Consider the following 21,677-nt stretch of genomic DNA (forward strand, 5'->3'; position numbering starts at 1 on the left):
CTCTGTGACCACTGAAACGACCACCACCGCCACCGCGAAGATCCCGGCCCCGGCGACGCCGTACCAGAGGGACATCGCCCAGTACTGGAACAACGAGGCGCGACCGGTCAACCTGCGCCTGGGCGACGTGGACGGGCTCTACCACCACCACTACGGCATCGGCGCCGTCGACCACTCCGCACTCGGCGACCCGGCCCACAGCGAGTACGAGAAGAAGCTCATCGCGGAGCTGCACCGGCTGGAGTCCGCGCAGGCGGAGTTCCTCCTGGACCACCTCGGCACCGTCCAGCCCGGCGACACCCTGGTCGACGCCGGCTGCGGGCGCGGGGGGTCCATGGTGATGGCCCACCGCCGTTTCGGCTGCAAGGTCGAAGGAGTCACCCTGTCCGCCACCCAGGCCGATTTCGGCAACCGGCGCGCCCGGGAACTGCGCATCGACGACCACGTCCGCTCCCGCGTGTGCAACATGCTCGACACCCCCTTCGACAAGGGCAGCGTCACCGCCTCGTGGAACAACGAGTCGACCATGTACGTCGACCTGCACGACCTGTTCGCCGAGCACTCCCGGTTCCTGAAGGTGGGCGGCCGGTACGTGACGATCACCGGCTGCTGGAACCCCCGCTACGGCCAGCCGTCGAAGTGGGTGTCCCAGATCAACGCCCACTTCGAGTGCAACATCCACTCGCGCCGCGAGTACCTGCGCGCCATGGCCGACAACCGGCTCGTGCCGCAGACCATCGTCGACCTCACGCCCGACACGCTGCCCTACTGGGAGCTCCGGGCCACGTCCTCGCTGGTCACGGGGATCGAGAAGGCGTTCATCGAGTCCTACCGCGACGGCTCCTTCCAGTACGTCCTGATCGCGGCCGACCGCGTGTGAGCCGCGTGTGAGCCGGTCCTCGCGGGGCCGGGCGACCCACGGCGGGCCCGGCCCCGCGAGGCCGTGCCGTCCCGGCCCGGCAGCCGTGGCGCACAGCCGCGGTGCCGGGCCTGTTCTGCCCGGCGTGTCCGGGCGGTAGCTTGGTGAGGAGGGCCCCTGAAGGAGGGCGATGCCATGCCGTGGTTCGTCTGGCTGCTCGCCGCCGCGGCACTGGGTGTCGCGGAGTTCTTCACCCTGACCCTCGTCCTCGGGTTGCTGGCGGGGGCCGCGCTGGTCGCCGCCGTGGTCGCCGGAGTGGGTGTCGGCCTGCTCGGCCAGCTCGTGGCGCTGGCAGCGGCGGCGGCGGTGGGCCTCGTCGTCATCCGTCCCGTCGCGCTGCGGCACATGGAGCAGCAGCCTCTCGTCCGCGACGGCAGCGACGCCCTGATCGGCCGGCGGGCCGAGGTCGTGCAGGAGGTCACGGCGACCCGTGGGCTGATCAAGCTCTCCGGCGAGGAATGGACCGCCCGAGCCCTCGACGAGAGCCTGGTGATCCCGGTGGGCGCGTGGGTGGACGTCATGGAGATCGAAGGCGCCACGGCCATCGTCTACCCGCGGGCCCTGCTGCCATGAACGGCTGAACACGAAGCTGAAGCTACGGAGGCGCTGTGGATCCGGTTGTCGTCCTCGCCCTGGTGGCGGCCCTCGTCGTCATCTTCCTGGTGGCCTCCACCGTCCGGATCGTGCCGCAGGCGCGCCGCTACAACATCGAGCGGTTCGGCCGGTACCGCCGGACCCTGCAACCCGGGCTGAACCTCGTCGTGCCGGTCGCGGACCGCATCAACACCAAACTCGACGTGCGCGAGCAGGTCTACTCCTCCGACCCCCGGCCGGTGATCACCGAGGACAACCTCGTGGTGAACATCGACACGGTGCTCTACTACCAGATCACGGACCCGCGGGCGGCGGCGTACGAGGTCGCCGACTACCTCCAGGCCATCGACCAGCTCACCGTGACGACGCTGCGGAACGTCATCGGCAGCATGGACCTGGAGGAGACGCTCACCTCACGCGAGGAGATCAACTCACGGCTGCGCGCCGTCCTCGACGACGCCACCGGCAAGTGGGGCATCCGCGTCAACCGCGTGGAGATCAAGGCCATCGATCCACCGCACACGATCAAGGAAGCGATGGAGAAGCAGATGCGGGCCGAGCGTGACAAGCGCGCGGCCATCCTGCATGCCGAGGGGGAACGGCAGGCCAAGATCCTCACCGCGGAGGGCACGAAGCAGAAGGACATCCTGGAGGCGCAGGGAGCGCAGCAGGCCATGATCCTGCGGGCGGACGGTGAGGCGAAGGCGGTGGAACTCGTCTTCCAGGCCGTCCACCGCAACAACGCCGACCCGAAGATCCTGGCCTACAAGTACCTGGAGACACTGCCGCACCTGGCACGCAGCGACAACAACACGTTCTGGGTGATCCCGGGAGAGCTGACCGAGGCGGTGCGGACGGTCACCCGTGCGTTCGGCGACCAGCCGGCGGAGGCCGCGCAGTCCGGGGAAGCGGGGACGGCAGGCGCCGGAGACAGACAGACGGAGGGCCGGACTCCGGAGCTCGGCACGAACTGGACGCCCTCGCTCGACGCGGCCGCGGCGGCCGACGAGGCCGGGAAACAGGCCGCCGCCGCGGTGAACGACGCGAAGGCGGAGGCAGAGGCCGCGAAGTCCCCCCAGAACCCACGCCGGGGCCACACGCCCGACGCCTGATCCCACCTTCAGGCGGATGGCAGTCGAGTCTCGGCCCCGCGTCCGGGGCCCGACCAGGATCATGTCAGAGGCGCGCTCTACGCGTTGGGAGTATCCCGCGCCACGTGCTATCCAGGGGCGATGGTGATCCCCAGCTCATCGGGCAGACCGTTCGACGCGGTGCTGTGCGACCTCGACAACGTGATCCGGTTCTACGACATGAGCCACGTGGCGGCGCTGGAGCGCTCGGCCGGACTGGCCGAGGGGACCACGGCGGAGGTGGCCTACGCTCCGGAGGTGGATCAGCCGCTGCTCCTCGGCCGCATCGGCAAGGAGGAGTGGGTCGAGTCCATCGCACGCGGACTCCGGCGCGCGGTGTCGCCCACGCAGGCCCGTGAGTTGGCCGTCGCGTTCGCCGCTGCGCCCTCCTGGGCGGACCAGGCGGTCGTGCCTGCCCTGCGTCGGATCAGAGAGCACATGCCTGTTGTCCTGGTGACCAACGCGACGTCGGATCTGGAGGAGGAACTGCTGTCACTGGGGCTGTCGGATCTCGCGGACCACGTGGTCAGCAGCGCGCGTGTGGGGGTCGTCAAGCCCGACCGCGCGATCTACGACATCGCGGTCGAGCGAGCAGGCGTGCCGGGGGAGCGGTGCCTCTTCGTGGACGACAGGCTGGAGAACGTCGAGGCCGCAGCCGCCCTCGGGATGACCGGGGTGCACTACCGTCGCCCTCAGGATCTCCACACGGCCGTGGCTCCCGTACTCGGTGCCTGAGAGGGAGCTGCACTTTGCACAGGCCGCAGCGGGTCAGGTGCTCTTCGTCTGGGAGCGCTGGTCGCCGCGGCGGCGGAGGTACAGCGGGAGGACGTACCAGCAGAGGCCGAACCACAGCATGACTCCGCCCGCGAGGATTTCCGCGAAGACGCCGGGTACGACGAAGCGGAGGATCAGCAGCAGCGTGCAGCCGATGGTCAGGGCGAGCAGGACCATGCCGCACATCATCAGGCGTCCGGCGGCCTCCACGACTTCGTCCTTCATGCGCTGACCGGACAGGAAGCGATGGATGGAGACGGGCGCGATCAGCGTGCCGGTGGCCGCGGCCCCGAGCACCACGGTCGTGACGTAGAGGGCACGGTCCAGCGTCTCCAGCTCCCGGAACAGCGGGGTGAAGGCCACACTCAGCAGGAAGCCGAAGAGGATCTGCACGCCCGTCTGGGTGACCCGGGTCTCCTGGAGTATCTCGTTCCAGCGTCGGTTGACGCGTTCCTGCGGGCTCTCGTCCTCCCCGGCTCCGGTTCTCGCGTCCGCGCCCTCGTGCCGCGCACCGAGCGTGCTCTCGTCCTCCGGCCCCGCGTTCCGCTGTGTCGTCGTCACGGCTTCCCTCCCATGTCAGAGGGTCCGTCTGCCCCGCCGGTACGGCTTTCATGCAGGCTGACCGCCCGCGGCCCGCCCGTCCGTGCCGGCCGCGCCGGGCACGGGGCCGGCCCGGGGGAGCGGACGCCGGCGGCCAACGTGGTGGCGAGGGCCTGCCAGACGTGCGCGGCGAGGTCCACGTTCCCGGACCGCGTCGCCTGCGCCGCGAGCCGCTGGAGGGCGGCGACGCCTTCCCCGACCCGGCCGTCCAGGATCGCCAGCCGGTTGTCGAGGACCGACAGCCGCACCCGGTCACCGTAGGGGAGACGCAGGTCCTCCTCGGACAGCACGGCCCGGCTCAGCGCGCCGGCGTGCTCCAACCGGCCCTGGGCGAAGGCGAGATGAGCCTGGAGCGCGTGCAGTTCCTGACGTTGTGCGGGGGTGCCGACCGGGCCGAGGACCGAGGCGGCCTCGGCCAGCCACCGCTCGGCGGCGGCCACCCGGGGCGGTGACATCCGCACGGCCGCCGCGGCGGCGGCCATCCGCAGCCGGACCCAGAGGGCCAGGTCCTGCCCGTCGTCGATCAGGCCCAGCGCGGTCTCGAGACGGGCGAGGGCGGCCGCGTCGTCCCCCTTGCGGCTGCCGACCACGGCGGCCGTCCACAGCGCCTCGGCCGCCTGACCGGCCGAGGCCCGGGGCAGCAGGTCCCGTTCCAGTTCGTCGACGTGCCGCGAGGCCGCCTCCCACCTGCCGAGTTCCGTCTCGACGCTGATCAGCTCCAGCAGAGCGGCCAGCGTGTCGGCCACGCACAGCCCCTCGGCGCGGGCGACGGAGAGCGCCTCCCGCGCCGCCGGTTCCGCGGCGCGCAGGTCGCCGAGGGCGCGGGTGCAGCGGGCGTACCGGGCGAGCGACCTGACTCGCAGGTCCGGGGCGTTCAACTCCCTGCTCAGCGAGAGGAGTTCCCGCAGCCGGGTGCGCTCCAGCTCGTGGTCGCCGTCGCGGCCGGCGGCACCGCTCAGCAGCCACAGGGCGTGCCAGCGGGCGGCGGGCTCCTCGCCCGGGTCCTCCTCGACCGCGCGGCGAAGCATCGCGGTGCCGTCCGTCCCGGGTGGTGCCGAGGCCACGGCGGCCAGCACCTCGGTCAGGGACCTGCCGTCCGACGGGCCGGCCAGGACCGGGACATCGACGCCGAGCCGCTGGGCGAGGTAGGCCACGATGCGCTCGGTGGGACGCCGTTCGCCGGACTCCAGGCGCGACAGGTGCCCCGTCGACATGCCGTCGCCGACGACGTCGGCCTGGCTCAGGCCACGGGCCACTCGGAGCCTCCTCAGCCGGCGGCCGAACTGCGGCTGGTCGAGCATCTCCCTCCTCGGATCGGGGGCCCGGTCGGCACGGTACCCGTGGTTCCGCTTGCCCGATCGGGCACGTGAGGTGTCATCACTTTATGAAGCACGCCAAGGGGCGACAAGCCGTCGGACACGGCCCGACCGCGCATTGCGGAGGCGGTGCCGAGACCCGCCGGAATTGCTTGAACCGGGGGTTCCCGCTGCCCGAAATAGGCCCGCTCGCACCACAGTTGGCGAGTTGCCGAGGTCACCTGACAAACTCTTGCCTCGGGGGTTTCCTGCCCTTAGTCTCAAAGGCGACCCCCTTGAGCGATCCCCCCTTCGTCCTATGGAGGTTTTCGTGCTGCGCAGTAACCGGCCGGGCTTTTTGCCACGGCATGACTTACTCGCACCCGGCCGTCCCGCGGTGCACGCCGACGAGATCGCGCATCGGGATGGAAGGCTCATGACAACGTTATCCGTCTGACCCGGATGCCGGTCGCCCAGGCGCCGCTTCCTCTGCTGACCCTGACCCGACCCGGGAGTCCGGCGCCCATCGCCGGCCCGGGACGACGCGGACACCCGGCCCCGGCCACCGACGAGGTGGCGCGTGCCGACACCGGGCGCTCGTCTACACCCAGGCACAGCGCATCGGTCCGCTCCGCGTCCGCTCACCCTTCCCAGCCCCCCACGCGCAGGAAGAAGGACGGTACGTCCGTGGCGACCACGAGTTTCCCCGACGCCTCGCCCCGCAAGAAGAGCACCGCACCTCCGGCGGCCCCGGCCCGGCGCGACCTGATCCGCGAGCCGGGCGGCGCCCCCCGGGCGGCCGCCTGCACAGCCCATGTGTCCCCCGCGGACCTGGTCGTCACGGCCGCGGAACCAGAATTCGCCCGCCAATTCGGCCTGAGCGCCGACGAGATATGCGGACGCGAACTGCTCGAACTGCTGCGTTCCCCTGATCCGGCTGAATTGCGGGAACAGTTCACGGCTCTTTCCTCAGGGCGTAGTCGAAAATTCAAGGAAAGGGTGACGGGGCGGGACGGCGCAGGCCGTGCATTCCCGGCAGAAGTCACGGGGGTGGCCGTGCGGAAGCCCTCGGGCGAGATGGCCGGGATCGTCGTCTTCCTGCGCCGGACCGCAGAAGCGGCCACCGGCGGGCCCGTACTCAGCGCCCTCGACGCGCAGGTCCTGGAAGGGGTGGCGAGCGGCGAATCCACGGTGCAGTTGGCCTCCCGTCTGTATCTGAGCCGTCAGGGCATCGAGTACCGCGTCGGCCAGATGCTGCGGCGTTTCGACGCCCCGAACCGGCCCGCTCTCGTGGCGCGGGCGCACGCGCTCGGGATGTTCGCCGCCGGGCAGTGGCCCCCGCGTGTCCTCCCGGAACGCGTGCGGTAGTAGGCAACGGAGCGGGGCCTGCCCGGCCCCGCCGCGGCGGCCGTGGCGGACAGACTCCGCCACGGCCGCCGCCGTATCGGCCCGGGCCCGCGAGCGCGGGCGCCGGCCTCACGCCGCCGAGGGCTGCCACGCCTCCTGGAACCGGCGGCGGGCACGGAAGAGCCGGGAACGCACGGTGCCCACCGGCAGGGCGAGCACCTCGGCCATCTCCTCCTCGTTCAGCCCGTAGGCGCGCAGGGTGAGGACCTGCCGGTGGGCCTGGGACAGACGCTCCAGCACGTCGCTGATGTACACCGCGTCCATGGGGTTCGTCTCCGCCTGCGACTCCACCTCGGAGCAGCAGCTCTCGGCGCCGTAGCGTCTGGCGGTGCGGACGGCCTCCCGCACCGTCACCGAGCGCACCCAGCCGTAGAAGGCCGCCGGTTCGCGCAGGGAACCCAGACCGCGGTAGATGGCGAGCAGTGCCTCCTGTGTGGCGTCGGCACCGTCGTCGCGGGTGATGGACCTGCAGATGCGCGCGACGTACGGCGTGATGCCGGTCAGCAGGTGGTTCATCGCGTGCTCGTCGCCCGCCTGGGCTCGGGGGAGCAGCGTCAGGGGAGAGGGGAGTTCGCTGACGGTGGTCATGTCGGGCTGGGGTTCCTTACGCAACCGGGCGGGCGGGGGTCGGGAATCGGGTACGGGCCGCGCTCAGCCGCCGGCGGCCCCGGCGAGCCCGGGTTCCGCCGCGGTCGTGAAGAGCAGGAGCCCGGCGCGCACGTCGTCGCGGAACGCCCGCATGAAGGACGGGCTGTAACAGGCGGTCGAATGCGGGAACTCGATGCTGAGCCGGCCCTCGAAGGAGACGACACAGGCCATGACGGGGCTGCGTCCGGCCTGCGGGAAGTAGTGCTCGCGGGCCGGGACCAGCCGCACGTCGACCGCCCGCAGCCCCTCCGGCAGCCGCGGGCCGGGGACCACCCCCATGTTGGTGGCGATCACCGTGGCCAGTTGCAGCTGGGGGTTGCGGGGGATCTCCGGCGTGATGCGCATCTCGTGGACGTGGTCGCCGCGGGAGAGGAAGTCGCCGAGGCGGGCGTGCACGGCACGGGCCACGTCCAGCGGCTCGGAGGCCTCGGACACCTCCAGGGTCTGCAGATGGGTGGTGACCGCGGGGACCAGGGCGGAGGCGGGCAGCGGCGGGGTCAGCCGCGAGCGCAGGTCGACGGGGGAGAGACAGCCGAGGGTGCGGGCTCCCGCGCCTTCGGGCAGCCGCCGCCGGGCGGTGACCAGCAGTGTCGCGGAGATCAGGGCGTGCACGGAGACGCCCGAGTCGCGCGCCGTCCGGCGCAGCCGTGAGGTGAGCTCCGGGTCCAGGGTCAGCCTGCGCACCTCGATGTGCCCGTCCGCGCCGGCCCCTTCGCCGCCCGCGACGTCGTACGGGACCAGTTCGACCGGGTGCCGGCGTATCTCCTCCAGACGGCCGTCGAGGTACTTCGCCGTGTCGGCGTCGTCGACCGGAGGCAGCAGCCGGCTCACCGGCTCGGGCCAGCGCGGGAGTTCCGGATCGGCGGTCACGTCGGTGGTGCCTTCGACGAGCGCCCGGTAGCGGTCCCACAGGGCGTTGTGCAGCGCGATGCTGCTGTGGCCGTCGGTCACGGTGTGGTCGACCACCAGCACGAACAGGTGGCTCTCCCCGTCCGGCGCGCTGACCAGCACGGCACGGCTCAGCGGGCCCCCGACCGGCAGCGGCCTGTTCAGCTCCGCCGCGTAGGCCTCGTGCTCGTCGCCGGTCCGGGTGATCAGCCGGGGCCGCTCGTCCGCACCGAGGACCCGCAACACGTACTCGCCGCCGTCCTGTTCGATGCGGGAGCGCAGCGGCGGGGCGGCCTCCGTGGTGGCGTCGAACGCGGCCGACAGCGCCGCGACGTCCACCGGTCCACGCAGGGTGCAGGACAGTACGGCCCTGCTTCTCTGGCCCACGTAGAGCGTCTCGACCGGACACAGCACACGGTGCATGCCGTCAGCCTTCTTTCCGTCGTTCGTTCCGGAAGTGCACGGCCCCGGGACAGGTCCGCCACCGCGGCGGTCCGCGGGGAGGTCGGGGGGCCCTCCGAGAGTGCACGGCGGACCGCGGCCGAATCCAGCGGAGCGGGCGGCATGCGGGGAAGTCGCGTGATTTCCCTAGAAGTTGAGCCGCGACCCGCACTCCCCGGCCCCTCGAAATTCAGGGAAACCCTTGAATCGTCGGTCGGAGGGCCGGTTCGCCTTGACCTCCATGGCGCCGGTGCACCACCGTGCTGTGACGTGAAACCGGGGCGGGCGAGGTATCCCCCCGCCCTCGGTGTGCGGCCTCCTCTCCTCCCTGTGGGCCGGCCCGGCGCGCCGCCACACGGCACGCGCGGGCGCCCCGGGGGTGGCCGCACCCGTCCGATCCGGCCGGGCTCCGCCGTCCGGGACATTTACGGCTTGCCACGTGAGGGTTGCGCTATGTCACTCCAGGAGGACGCACGTCGACCGCTGTCCGGGGCCCAGGAGGGCCTCTGGTACGCCGGACGGCTCGCACCGGACAGCGCCGCGTACAACACAGCGGAGGCCGTCGAAATCCACGGGCCCCTCGACACCGCCCTGTTCGAGACGGCGCTGCGGCGCGTCGTCACGGAGGCCGACACCTTCGCCCTGCGCTTCGCCGACACCGACGACGGGCCCCGCTGCCATCCCGCGCCCGACGCGGACGACTGGACCCTGCACCGGGCCGACTTCAGTGCCGCCGCGGATCCCGAGGCCGCCGCCTGGGAGCACGTCCGCGCCGACCTCGCGACCCCCGTGGACCTGGAGAAGGGCCCGCTGTTCGCGCACACCCTGCTGACCCTCGCCCCCGACCGCCACCTGTGGCTGCTCAGGGCCCACCACCTGCTCCTGGACGGCTACAGCTACAAGCTCCTCGGGCGCCGCCTGGCCGAGACGTACAACGCCCTGGCCGAGGGGCGGGAACCGGAGCCCTGCCCCTTCGCACCGGTGCGCCGGCTCCAGGAGGAGGAGGCGGCCTACCTGGCCTCCGAGCGGTACACCCGCGACCGGGACCACTGGGCGCGGCGCCTGGCCGACCTGCCGGAGCCCGCCCGGCTCACCTCCCGCACGGCGGCTCCCACCGCACCCTTCCTGCGCCGCACCGCCGAGCTGACGCCCGCCGAGACCCAGGTCCTCGACGCCGCGGCGACCCGCCTCGGCATCCGGCGCACCGACCTGCTGACCGCCGCGACCGCCGCCTACCTGCAGCGGATGACCGGCGTCGGCGACCTGGTGCTCGGGCTGGCCACGATGAGCCGCCTCGGCAGCGCCGCTCTGCGCGCCCCCGGCACCGCCTCCGACGTCCTCCCGCTGCGCGTGTCCGCCGCCTCCGGCACCTCCGTCGCGCAACTGGCCCGGACCGTCGCGGACGAACTGCAGGCCCTGCGCCGCCACCAGAGGTACCGCGGCGAGTTCCTCCGCCGCGACCTCGGTCTGCTGGGCACCGGGCGCCGGCTGTACGGGCCGGTGCTCAACATCATCCCGTTCGACGAGACCCCGGTCTTCGGCGGGCACCCCACTACCTGGCACCACCTGTCCGGCGGAGCCGTCGACGACTTCCAGATCTCGGTGCGCCCCGGGGCCCACGGCGGCCTGTGGCTGGCCTTCGACGCCAACCCCGCCCTCTACGACGAGGATGAACTGGCCCTGCACCGCGACCGCTTCCTCACTCTGCTGCGCCGGCTGGCCGAGGCCGAACCGGCGACACCGCTGGGCGATCTGGACATCCTGCTGCCGGGGGAACACCCCCGCGACACGCCCGTCCGCAGCTATCCGGTCGAGCGGTCCCTGACGGAGCTGTTCGAGGAGCGCGCGGCGGCCGGGCCCGAACGGACGGCCGTCAGCCACGGGGACGAACAGCTCACGTACGCCGCGCTCAACGCCGAGGCCAACCGGCTGGCCCGGCTGCTGACCGAGCACGGCGCGGGCCCCGGCCGGGTCGTGGCGCTCGCCCTGGAGCGCGGCATCCGGCTGCTGCCCGCCCTGCTGGCCGTCCTCAAGACCGGCGCCGCCTACCTGCCCCTCGACCCCGGTCAGCCGGCCGGGCGGCTGCGGCTGGTCGTCGAGGACGCGGCCCCCGTCGTCCTCGTCACCGAGCACGCCCACGCCCACCTCGCCCAGGACGCCGTCCCCGCCGTCCTCCTGGACGATCCGGACGTGGCCGCGGATCTCGCCCGGCGCTCCGGCACCGACCTGACCGACGCCGAACGGCACGGCCCGGTGCGCCCGTCCGACACCGCGTACATCATCCACACCTCCGGCTCCACCGGCCGCCCCAAGGGCGTGCCCGTGCCGCACGCCAACGTCGTACGGCTGTTCGCCGCCGCGGCCGAGCACTTCGACTTCCGGGCCGACGACGTGTGGACGCTGTTCCACTCCTACGCCTTCGACTTCTCGGTCTGGGAGATCTGGGGCGCCCTGCTGCACGGCGGCCGGGTCGTCGTCGTGCCGTACGCCGTCAGCCGTTCGCCGCGCGACTTCCTCGACCTGCTGCACCGCGAGGGCGTGACCGTCCTCAGCCAGACGCCGTCCGCGTTCGAGCAGCTCGTCGACGCCGACCTCGAACACGGCCGCGGCACCGGGGCGTTGCGCTACGTCGTCTTCGGCGGGGAGGCCCTGCGCCCGGCGCGGCTGCGCCCCTGGGCCGAACGGCACGGCCTGGACCGCCCGGCGCTGGTGAACATGTACGGCATCACCGAGACCACCGTGCACGTCACCCACCACCGCCTCACCCCGGCCGACCTGGACGACCCGCGCCGCGTCAGCGTCATCGGCACACCGCTCGCCGACCTCCGGGTGCACCTGCTGGACGCCGAGGGCCGCCCGGTTCCGCCCGGCGCGACCGGCGAGATGTACGTCTCCGGCGCCGGCGTCGCCACCGGCTACCTGAACCGGCCCGAGCAGACCGCGGAACGCTTCCTCGACGATCCCTACGGGCCGCCCGGCACCCGCATGTACCGCTCGGGCGACCTGGCCCGGCGCCGCCCCGACGGCACGCTCGACTACGTCGGCCGCGCCGACGCCCAAGTGCAGCTGCGCGGCTTCCGCGTGGAGCCCGGGGAGATCGAGGCCGTCCTGGCCGCCCACCCGGGCGTCGCCCGCGCCGCCGTCGTGCCCCGCCGCTCCGGCAACGGCACAGTCCATCTCATCGCCTACACCGTCCCCTCGGGGGACACACCGGCGGACCCCGGCGCACTGCGCGCCCACGCCGCCGCGCACCTGCCCGAGCACATGGTCCCGGCCGCCTGCGTCCCGGTGGACACCCTGCCGCTGACCGCCAACGGCAAACTCGACGTCCAGGCCCTGCCCGAGCCCGACTTCACCGCCGCCGCGTCCGGCACCCGTCCCGTCACACCGCAACAGCGCCTGGTGTGCGCCCTGTTCGAGGACGTGCTGCGACTGCCGCGCGACAGCGTGGGCGTGGACGCCGGCTTCTTCGACCTGGGCGGCGACTCCCTGCTCGCCACCCGGCTGCTGGCCCGTCTGCGGCACGAGACCGGCGCGGAGATCCCCATCACCGCCCTGTTCGAGACGCCGACCCCGGCCGCACTCGCCGAGCGGCTCGCCGCGGGGGCGGACGGCGCCCCGCCCCGGCCGGCCCTCGGCGCCGCCGCACGCACGCAGCGGGTGCCGCTGTCCTTCGCGCAGGAACGCATGTGGTTCCTGAACCGGCTCGACGAAGGCGCGGCCACCTACCACATCCCGCTCCTCGTCCCCGTGGGAACCGAACTCGACACCGAGGCGCTCGACGCCGCGCTCGGCGACCTGGCCGACCGGCACGAGAGCCTGCGCACGGTGATAGCCGAACACGACGGGGTCGCCCACCAGCGCATCCTCGCGCCGGGAGAGCTGCGCCCGGTGCTGCGCCACGTCGACTGCCCCGCCGCGGAGACCGCCGCGCACGTGACCGCCGCGCTGCGCCGCCGCTTCGACCTGACCGCCGAAAGCCCCCTCGCGGCCTGGCTGCTGGGCAGCGGCAGCGAGCGGGTCCTGCTGTTCGTCCTGCACCACAGCGCCGCCGACGGCTGGTCGCTCGGCCCCTTCGCCGCCGACCTGTCCGCCGCCTACGCGGCCCGCCGGGCCGGGCGGGCCCCCGACTGGACACCCCTGCCGGTGCAGTACGCCGACTACGCGCTGTGGCAGCGCGCCCTGCTCGCCCCCGGACCGGACGGCCCGGGCCGGCTGGAGCGGCTCACCGCCCACTGGCGCACCGCGCTGGACGGCCTGCCCGAGGAGTGCACCCTGCCCGGCGACCGGCCGCGGCCCGCCACGCCGCGCGGCGCGGGCGCCCACGTCGAACTCGCCGTCGACAGCGCCCTGCACCGGGCCCTGCTGCGCCTGGCCGACCGCGAGGGAGCCAGCCTGTTCATGGTGCTCCACGCCGCCCTCAGCGCCCTGCTCACCCGCTGCGGCGCCGGCGAGGACATCGTCCTCGGCACCCCCGTCGCGGGCCGCACCGAACCCGGCCTCGACCCCCTGATCGGCCTGATCACCAACACCCTGGTGCTGCGCGCCGACACCTCCGGCGACCCCGCCTTCCGGGACCTCCTCGCCCGGCTGCGCACCGCCGACCTGGCCGCCCTGGACCACCAGGACCTGCCCTTCGACCGGCTGGTGGAGGACCTCAACCCGGTCCGCACGCCCGGGCGGCACCCCCTGTTCCAGGTGATGCTGGCCCTGCAGAACAACGCGCCCGCCGTCCTCGAACTCGACGGCACGCGCACGCGGCTGCGGCCCACGGCCACGGGCACCGCCAAGTTCGACCTGTTCGTGGACGTCCTGGAGAGCCACGACCCCGAGGGCGCCCCCGACGGCCTGACGCTGCACGTCGAATACGCCACCGACCTCTACGACGCCGGGACCGCCGAGGCGTTCGCCCGCGCACTGCACGACGTCCTGCGCACGGTCGGCACCGACCCCGGCATCCGCCTCGGCCGGCTGCCCGCGCTCCCCGAGCGCGCCCCGGCCCCGGCCGCGACCGACCCCGCGGACCTGGCGGACACGGCCCGGTCCGTGCCCGGCATCCGCGACGCCCACGCCCTGCCCGGCAGCGGCGACGCCCCCGCACGGCTGTACGTGGTGCCCGGGCGGCCGGACGCCGCCGCACGCGTCGAGGAACTCCTGGAACGCGCGGGCCACGGATCCGTCCGCGTCACGGCGGTCAACGCACTGCCCCGGACCGAGGACGGCACCGTCGACAGCGCGGCGCTGCGCGCCCTGCCCGCCGTCGATCCGGCCGCGGCCGGTGCCTGGCGGGAACGGCTGGCCCGGCTGCCCGGCGTCACCACGGCGGACGTGACGGTGGAGAACGCCCCCGAGGAACTGGACCGCCGCCACACCGGCCGGCCCGAGCGCCCCGCCCCAGCCGCCCCCGCCGTCCGCCCCGAGCCGGCCGGCGCCGTCCCGGCCGTCAGCGAGGGCCCCGCCCTCGCCGAGCCGTCCGTGCCGAGCTGGGCCGAGGCCCTGCGCCGCGCCGCCGCACTGGACCGGGGCGACATCGTCCACGTCCACGCCGACGGCAGCGAGCACCGGCGCACCTACGCGTCCCTGATCCCCGAGGCCTCCCGCGTCCTGGCCGGTCTGCGCCGCGCCGGCCTGCGCCCGGGCGACCAGGTCATCCTCCAGTGCGACGTCACCGAGGACTTCCTCGCCGTGCTGTGGGGCTGCGTCCTCGGCGGCTTCGTCGCCGTCCCGCTGACCGTCCCCGCCTCCTACGACACCCCCTCCGCGGCCCTGACCAAGCTGGAGGGCATCTGGCGGATGCTCGGCCGGCCCTGGATCGTGTGCTCCGCCGGCCGCGAGACCGGGCTGCGCGCGGTCGCCGCCCGGCAGAACTGGCCCGGGCCGCGCATCACCACGGCCGACGCGCTGCGCGAGGCGCCCGAGGACCACGACTGGCACCCCGCCGACCCGGACGACCTCCTGCTCATGCTGATGACGTCGGGCAGCACCGGCCTGCCCAAGGCGGTGCGGCTCACCCACCGCAACGTGCTGACCCGCTCCGCCGCCACCGAGCAGATGAACGGCCTCGGAGCGGACGACGTCTCCCTGAACTGGATCCCGCTCGACCACGTCACCGGCGTGGTCATGTTCCACCTGCGCGACGTGTACCTGGGCTGCCGGCAGATCCACGCCCCCACCTCCTGGATCCTTCAGGACCCGCTGCGCTGGATGGACCTCGCCGACCGGCACCGGGTCACCGTCACCTGGGCGCCCAACTTCGCCTTCGGGCTCCTCGCCGAGCAGTCCGGCCGCTTCACCGGCCGCACCTGGGACCTCTCGCCCATGCGGCTGGTGATGAACGCCGGCGAGGTCGTCGTCGCCTCGGCGGCCCGCGGGTTCCTGCACACACTGCGCCCCTTCGGCCTGCCGCAGGACGTGATGCACCCCGGCTGGGGCATGTCCGAGACCTGCTCCGTGGTCACCGACGCCGTCCTGCCCGCCGAACCGGTCCCGGGCGAGGGGACGTTCGTGAGCTGCGGCCGGCCCTACCCGGGATTCGCCATGCGGATCGTCGACGAACAGGGCACGGTCCTGCCCGAGGGCGAGGCGGGCCGCTTCCAGGTCCGCGGCACCTCGGTGACCGGCGGCTACCACGACAACCCGGCCGCCAACGCGGAGGCGTTCACCGACGACGGCTGGTTCGACACCGGCGACCTGGCGTTCCTGCGCGACGGCGAGCTGTACATCACCGGCCGCGCCAAGGACGTCATCATCGTCAACGGCGTCAACCACTACAGCCACGAGATCGAGGCGTGCGTCGAGGAACTGCCCTACGCGGAACGGAGCTTCACCGCCGCGGTCGCGGTGCGCACCGACCCCTCGTCGCCCACCGACGAACTCGCCCTCTTCCTGCACCTCACCCCGGACGCCTCCGCCGACCCGGCCCGCGCCCTGCGGGAGATCGCCGGCAAGGTCACCCGGGAGATCGGCGTCAGCCCGGCCTTCCTCATTCCCGTCGCACGGGACGCCGTCCCCAAGACGGAGATCGGCAAGATCCAGCGCACCAGGCTGCGCAAGGCCTTCGAGGCAGGCGACTTCGACGACGAGGTGCGCCGCACCCAGGTGCTGCTCGGCACCGCGGCCACCGTCCCCGACTGGTTCCTGCGCCCGGTGTGGCAACGGGCGGAACGCCCGGACGTGCCCGCCGCGACGCCCGGCCGGCACACCCTCGTCCTGGCCGGCGCCGACCCACGGGTGGCCGCGCTCGCCCGACGGGTCGCCGACGCCCTGCGCTCCGCCGGTGGCCTGTGCACGCTGGTCGAGGAGGGCCCGTCGTACGCCCGGACCGACGCCGCGCACTACCGCGTCCGGCCCTGCGAGGACTCCGGCTTCGCCGCGCTGCTGCGCCGGCTGGAGGACGACCAGCGGCCCGTCGACGCCGTCCTCCACCTCGGCGGGCTCGGCGACACGGAAGGACACCGGGCGCCGGACGACACCACAGGAGTCGAGCGGCTGCTCGCGTTCGCCCGGGCCCTCGCCGCACGGCCCGGCCCGCGGCGACCCGTCGACCTGGTGTACGTGTCGGCCGGTGCCCAGGCCGTCCGCCCCGGCGACCGGCCCAGCCCGGCCCACGCCATGGCCGGAGCCCTCCTGAAGTCGCTGGCCGAGGAGTCCGGTTCACTGCGCGCCACACACCTCGACCTGCCCCCGGACGACGGCACGGACCCGCTTCCCGTCCTGACGGCCGAGGCGACGGCCGCCGGGGACGGCGCGGACGTGGCGTACCGCGACGGACACCGGTACGTGCGCCGCCTCGCCCCCCTGCCCGACACCCCCTCGCGCGCCGAGCCGCCCGCGCGCGACGGCTTCACCCTGCTCACCGGGGGCCTCGGCGGCGTCGGCACCGAGATCGCCGCCCATCTGCTGCGCACCCCCGGCACCCGGCTGCTCGTCCTCGGGCGCACCCCGGAGGACGAGGCCCACGCCCTGCCGCGGCTGCGTGAACGCGGAGAGGTCCGCTACGCCCGTGCCGACGTCACCGACGAACACCGGGTGCGCGCCGCGGTCCGGGCAGCCGCCGAGGCCTGGGGCGTGCCCCTGACGTCGGTGCTGCACCTGGCCGGAACGCTCACGGAACGCCCCGTCGGCGAACTGGACACCACCACCTGGCGCCGGGCGCTGGAGGCGAAGGTGCGTGGCGCGTGGACGCTGCACCGGCTCACCGCCGACCACCCGGTCGCCTCCTTCGTCACCTTCTCCTCGGTGAACGGCTTCTTCGGCGGCGCCATGAACGCCGCCTACGCCGCCGCCAACGCGTGCCTCGACGCCCTCGCCGGATACCGCCGCAGCCTCGGCCTGCCCGCCCAGTCGCTCGCCTGGAGCATGTGGCGCGACCGCGGCATGAGCCGCGGCTACGGCCTCACCGCCCTCACCGAGGCCCGGGGCTACCGGCTGCTCGACACACCCGCCGCGCTGCGCTCGTTCGACTTCGCCCGCACCCTGGACGAACCGCACCTGCTGATCGGCGCCGACCGCACCGCCCCCTGGGTCCGCAGCCACGTCGTGGCCCCCGTGCGCCAGACCCGGCGCCTGGCCGCGCGGGTGGGCCTGGAGGACGGCACCGACCTGGGCGCCCTCTTCCAGGCGGCGGGCGACAGCGCTCGCGCGGCCGGGCTGCGCGACGCGTGGGTCGTGCGCGCGGCGGGCACCGCGGCGCCCGCGGACCCCGCCGAGACCGGCGAGGAGCCGCGCGAGCTGGAACGCCGGCTCGCCGAGGTCTGGTGCGCCGTCCTGAGCCGCGACCAGGTGGGCCGGGACGACAACTTCTTCGACCTGGGCGGCAATTCCCTGCTGCTCGTCACCGCGCAGACCGCCGTCAACCGCGCCTTCGGCACCGACCTGTCGGTGGTCGACCTGTTCGCCCACCCCACCGTGCGCGACCTGGCACGCCACCTGTCGGCCACCGTCGCCGGCCGTACGGCGGCCGCCGTACCGCCGCCCCGGCCGCAGGCGACGGCCGGCCTGGACCGCGCCAAGGAGCAGGCACAGCGCCAGCGCGCCGCCCGCGCCCGCCGCTCGGCCCGGCAGGGCAGGGAGAACGGCCGTGCCTGAGACGGCGAACCCCGTGCCGCACACCACCGATCCGGGAAAGGACGACACACACGCCGTGCACGAGACCAGCGCACCCCACGACGACGACCTCCCCGCCGTCGCCGTCATCGGCATGGCGGGCCGCTTCCCCGGCGCCGACGACCTCGACGCCTTCTGGGAGAACCTCGCAGCCGGCCGTGAGTCCGTACGGCCCGTCACCGACGAGGAGTTCCTCGCCGCGGGCGGCGACCCGCGCGACCTCGACGACCCGGCACTGATCCGGATGGCGTCGGTCGTCGAGGGCATCGACCGCTTCGACTCCGGCTTCTTCGGCTACAGCCCCGCCGAGGCCGCCGTCGTCGACCCGCAGCAGCGGCTGCTGCTGGAGACGGCCTACCACGCCCTGGAGGACGCCGGCTGCCTCGGCGGTGACCGCGCGGGAGAGGCGTTCGGCGTGTACGCGGGGGCCGGCGACAGCCGCTACTACCCCGCCCACGTCCACCCCCGCTACGCCGGACAGCCCGGCTCGGTGGCGCTCGTCCACGCGGCCACGGCCAACTCCCTGGGCACCCTCGCCACCCGCGTCTCCTACGAACTCGGCCTCACCGGCCCCAGCGTGTCGCTGCAGACGGCCTGCTCCACCGCCCTGGTCGCCGTGCACACGGCCTGCCAGGACCTGCTGGACCACCGCTGCGACACCGCGCTCGCCGCCGCCGTCTCCCTCAACCCCTCCGCCGTGCTGGGCTACCGCCACGTACCCGACGGGCCCTTCTCACCCGACGGGCACTGCCGGGCCTTCGCCGCGGACGCCGCCGGCACCTCCTCCGGAGACGGCGTGGGAGCCGTCGTGCTCAAGCGCCTTGAGGACGCCCTCGCCGACGGCGACCGCATCCGCGCCGTCATCCGCGGCAGCGCCGTCAACAACGACGGCCGCCGCAAGGTCGGCTTCAGCGCGCCCAGCGCCGCCGGACAGACCGAGGTCATCCTCGCCGCGCAGGCCCAGGCCGAGGTCGACGCCGCCAGCATCGGCCTGATCGAGGCCCACGGCACCGCCACCAAACTCGGCGACCCCATCGAGGTGTCCGCCCTGACGGAGGCCTTCCGGCACAGCACCGACCGGACCGGATTCTGCGCGCTCGGCTCGGTCAAGACCAACATTGGCCACCTCGGAGCCGCCGCCGGCATCGCCGGACTCATCAAGGCCGTCCTGGCCCTGGAACACCGGCAGATCCCGCCGAGCCTGCACTTCGACCGGCCCAATCCGCTCATCGACTTCGACGCGAGCCCCTTCCGCGTGCCCACCGCCCTGGAGGACTGGCCCGAGGGCGACCACCCCCGCCGCGCCGCCGTGAGCGCCTTCGGTATCGGCGGCACCAACGCCCACGTCATCCTGGAGGAAGCCCCCCGCACGCCCCCGGCCCCGCCCCGCCCGCCCCACGACGGCCACCGCCTGGTGCTGCCGCTGTCGGCGCGCACCGCCGGCGCCCTGCGCGGCCAGGCCGAGGCCCTCGCCCGGCACCTCGAACGCCGCCCGGAGCTGCGCCTGGACGACGTGGCCCACTCCCTGCGCACCGACCGGCCCGCACTGCGCCACCGGCTCACCGTCACCGCCGCCACCTGCGAGGAGGCCCTCGACGCGCTGCGCTCCGCGGCACCGGCCACCCCGCCGCTCGCCGACGACCCGGCCCGCGTGGCGTTCCTGCTGCCCGGCGGCGGCACCCAGTACCCGGGCATGGGCAAGGAGCTGTACCGCGACCACGCCGTCTACCGCGACACCGTCGACGAGTGCGCCCGCATCCTGCGGCCCGTCCTCGGCGCCGACCTGCGCACCGCCCTCTTCGAGGAGCAACGGCCCGACGACACCTCCGCGTTCCTCGGGCTCGTCGTCACCGAGTACGCCCTGGCCCGCACCCTCATGGAGTCGGGCGTACGCCCCGACGCGCTGATCGGCCACTCGCTCGGCGAGTACACCGCCGCCTGCCTGGCCGGTGTCATCGACCTCGCGGACATGCTGCCCCTGGTCACCGAACGCATCCGGCTCATCAGCTCGGCCGGCGGAGCCACCGTCGGTGTCGCCGCCCCGGCCGAGGAGATCCGGCCGCTGCTCGACACCGACCTGTCCCTGGCCGCCGTCAACGGACCCGGCGCCTGCACCGTCGCCGGGCACCTCGACGCCGTCACCCGCTTCGAGGCCGAACTCACCCGCCACGCCGTCCCGTTCCGCCGCCTGCGCATCCCCGTCGCGGCCCACTCCCACGTCCTGGACCCGGTCCTGCCGGCCTACGAGACCCATCTGCGCCAGGTCACCCTGCGCCCGCCGCGCATCCCGTACGTCACCAACGTCACCGGCACCTGGGTCACCGACGCCCAGGCCACCTCCGTGCGGCACTGGCTCGCCCACACCCGCGACACCGTACGGTTCGCCGACGGCATCACCGCCCTGTGGGACCGGCTGCACCCCGTCCTCGTGGAGATCGGGCCGGGCGACACGCTGACCAAGCTCGCCACCGGCCGGCTCACCGACGAGACGCCGGTGACGGTGACCACCATGCGGCACGCCAAGGCCGAGGCGACCGACGGGTTCGTCCTCGCCGAGGCGCTGGGACGGCTGTGGAGCGCGGGCGTCGACAGCGCCCTGCCCCCGGTGCCGGGCACGCCCCGGCGGGCGCCGCTGCCCCCGTACGCCTTCGAGCGCCGGCGCCACTGGATCGACGCGCCCGGCGCCCGGCCGGACCCCGGCACGTCCGACGACACCCCGGCCACGGCGGACCCCGGCCTCGCCCCCCGGCCCCGGCTGACGACCGAGCACGTACCGCCGCGCACCGACCGCGAACGGGAGGTCACCCGGTTCTGGGAGGAGACCCTCGGCATCGGCGGCATCGGAGTGCACGACAACTTCTTCGACCTCGGCGGCGACTCGATGCGTGCCGTGCTGCTGGCGGGCCGGCTGCGCCAGGCCGGTGTCCTCGACGTCCCGGCGGCGACCCTGCTGGCCGCGCCCACCGTGGCCGGGGTCCTCGCCACGACCGGCCCGGCGGACCAGGAGACGCCGGACGGCACCGCCTCCGCGCTCGGCCCGCTGCTGCCGCTGCGCGCCGAGGGCACCGCCACGCCCCTGTTCTGCGTCCACCCCGGCGCGGGCGTCGCCTGGCGCTACACGGGCCTGCTGCCGCACCTCGGCGGCGACCAGCCCGTGTACGGCATCCAGGCGGCCGGCCTCGACGGCACCCGGCCCCCCGCCCCGGACGCCGCCGCCATGGTCGCCCACTACCTCGACCTGGTACGGAAGGTGCAGCCGCACGGCCCCTACCGGCTGCTCGGCTGGTCCTACGGCGGTTTCGTCGCCCACGCCATGGCCTGCTCCCTGCAGCGCGACGGCGAGCGGGTGGAACTCCTCGCCATGCTCGACGCGCCCCAGCCGCACGGCATCGCCCACGACCCCGAGGCGGCCGAACGCCAGGTCGCCGCCCTGCTGTCCAGGGTGGCCGGGCTCGCCGTCGACGGGGCGCCCGTGGACACCGTCCTGGACCGGATCGACGCCCGGGTCGCGGCCGACCCGTCGAGCGTCCCCGTCACCCGTGCCGAGGCCGCCGCCATCGCCGCCGTCATGCGCAACAACCTGCGCATCGCGCCCCAGTTCGCGCCCGGGGTGTACCGCGGTGACGTGCTGTTCTTCAGCGCAGCCGAGGAGCAGCCCACCGGCTTCCCGGCGGACCTGGCGGTGCTGCCGGGCAAGGCCGACAGCTGGCGGCCGTACGTCGACGGCACCCTGCACGACCACCACGTGCCGTGCGGCCACTACGAGATGACCGAACCCGAACCGATCGCCCGCATCGGCGAAGCGGTCGCCAAGGCCCTGCGCGGCCTCGACGGCCCGGCCGCCGCGGCCCCTTCCCCCTGAACCCGCGTCGAGGA

11 protein-coding genes are annotated in these 21,677 nt (G+C 74.1%); 7 read left to right on the forward strand and 4 right to left on the reverse strand.

Going from position 1 to position 21,677, the window contains the following annotated elements; translation table 11 throughout:
- Nucleotides 1-4: 4 nt before the first annotated feature.
- From CHR28_RS01515 to CHR28_RS01530, 4 genes are all read left to right on the forward strand, one after another.
- Nucleotides 5-880, forward strand: coding sequence for a geranyl diphosphate 2-C-methyltransferase (locus CHR28_RS01515; protein ID WP_094051552.1), 876 nt, complete (start codon nt 5-7; stop codon nt 878-880).
- A 174-nt stretch (nt 881-1,054) separates the two neighbouring features.
- Nucleotides 1,055-1,492 (forward strand): NfeD family protein, encoded by a 438-nt coding sequence (locus CHR28_RS01520; RefSeq protein ID WP_094051553.1) that lies wholly within the window; start codon nt 1,055-1,057, stop codon nt 1,490-1,492.
- 35 nt (nt 1,493-1,527) lie between these two features.
- Nucleotides 1,528-2,625, forward strand: coding sequence for an SPFH domain-containing protein (locus CHR28_RS01525; RefSeq protein WP_094051554.1), 1,098 nt, complete (start codon nt 1,528-1,530; stop codon nt 2,623-2,625).
- A 120-nt stretch (nt 2,626-2,745) separates the two neighbouring features.
- Entirely contained in the window at nt 2,746-3,378 is a 633-nt protein-coding gene (locus tag CHR28_RS01530; RefSeq protein ID WP_094051555.1) for an HAD-IA family hydrolase, read from the forward strand.
- A 33-nt stretch (nt 3,379-3,411) separates the two neighbouring features.
- Here CHR28_RS01530 and CHR28_RS01535 read toward each other — a convergent pair whose 3' ends face one another.
- Together CHR28_RS01535 and CHR28_RS01540 are read right to left on the reverse strand one after the other, a co-directional pair.
- Nucleotides 3,412-3,978: a DUF6328 family protein gene (locus CHR28_RS01535; protein ID WP_256984059.1), complete on the reverse strand. Its 567-nt coding sequence runs from the start codon at nt 3,976-3,978 to the stop codon at nt 3,412-3,414.
- Nucleotides 3,975-5,318: a helix-turn-helix domain-containing protein gene (locus CHR28_RS01540; protein WP_094051556.1), complete on the reverse strand. Its 1,344-nt coding sequence runs from the start codon at nt 5,316-5,318 to the stop codon at nt 3,975-3,977. Before CHR28_RS01540 ends, CHR28_RS01535 begins: the two co-directional genes overlap by 4 nt.
- A gap of 681 nt (nt 5,319-5,999) precedes the next feature.
- Here CHR28_RS01540 and CHR28_RS01545 point away from each other — a divergent pair.
- Nucleotides 6,000-6,680 (forward strand): PAS domain-containing protein, encoded by a 681-nt coding sequence (locus CHR28_RS01545; protein WP_094051557.1) that lies wholly within the window; start codon nt 6,000-6,002, stop codon nt 6,678-6,680.
- Nucleotides 6,681-6,788: 108 nt separating this feature from the next.
- Here the strand turns inward: CHR28_RS01545 and CHR28_RS01550 are convergent, their stop codons facing one another.
- Nucleotides 6,789-7,307 (reverse strand): RNA polymerase sigma factor, encoded by a 519-nt coding sequence (locus tag CHR28_RS01550; RefSeq protein ID WP_094051558.1) that lies wholly within the window; start codon nt 7,305-7,307, stop codon nt 6,789-6,791.
- Nucleotides 7,308-7,370: 63 nt separating this feature from the next.
- Nucleotides 7,371-8,678 carry a phthiocerol/phthiodiolone dimycocerosyl transferase family protein gene (locus tag CHR28_RS01555; RefSeq protein ID WP_094051559.1) on the reverse strand — a complete coding sequence of 436 codons (1,308 nt, stop codon included), beginning with the start codon at nt 8,676-8,678 and terminating at the stop codon, nt 7,371-7,373.
- A 471-nt stretch (nt 8,679-9,149) separates the two neighbouring features.
- On the opposite strand from CHR28_RS01555, the gene CHR28_RS01560 reads away from it, so the two are divergent.
- Entirely contained in the window at nt 9,150-17,783 is an 8,634-nt protein-coding gene (locus CHR28_RS01560; protein ID WP_094051560.1) for a non-ribosomal peptide synthetase, read from the forward strand.
- A complete protein-coding gene (locus CHR28_RS01565) occupies nt 17,776-21,663 on the forward strand; it encodes a type I polyketide synthase (RefSeq protein WP_256984060.1) in 3,888 nt (1,295 codons plus the stop codon). Before CHR28_RS01560 ends, CHR28_RS01565 begins: the two co-directional genes overlap by 8 nt.
- The last annotated feature ends 14 nt before the right edge of the window (nt 21,664-21,677 follow it).

It is taken from the genome of Streptomyces sp. XY006 (assembly GCF_002237655.1).
GTDB lineage: Bacteria > Actinomycetota > Actinomycetes > Streptomycetales > Streptomycetaceae > Streptomyces > Streptomyces levis.

Coding starts and splice junctions, on each gene's coding strand:
- CHR28_RS01520 (WP_094051553.1), top strand. CDS start 1,055: ATGCCGTGGTTCGTCTGGCTGCTCGCCGCCGCGGCACTGGGTGTCGCG.
- CHR28_RS01530 (WP_094051555.1), top strand. CDS start 2,746: ATGGTGATCCCCAGCTCATCGGGCAGACCGTTCGACGCGGTGCTGTGC.
- CHR28_RS01540 (WP_094051556.1), bottom strand. CDS start 5,318: ATGCTCGACCAGCCGCAGTTCGGCCGCCGGCTGAGGAGGCTCCGAGTG.
- CHR28_RS01550 (WP_094051558.1), bottom strand. CDS start 7,307: ATGACCACCGTCAGCGAACTCCCCTCTCCCCTGACGCTGCTCCCCCGA.
- CHR28_RS01555 (WP_094051559.1), bottom strand. CDS start 8,678: ATGCACCGTGTGCTGTGTCCGGTCGAGACGCTCTACGTGGGCCAGAGA.
- CHR28_RS01560 (WP_094051560.1), top strand. CDS start 9,150: ATGTCACTCCAGGAGGACGCACGTCGACCGCTGTCCGGGGCCCAGGAG.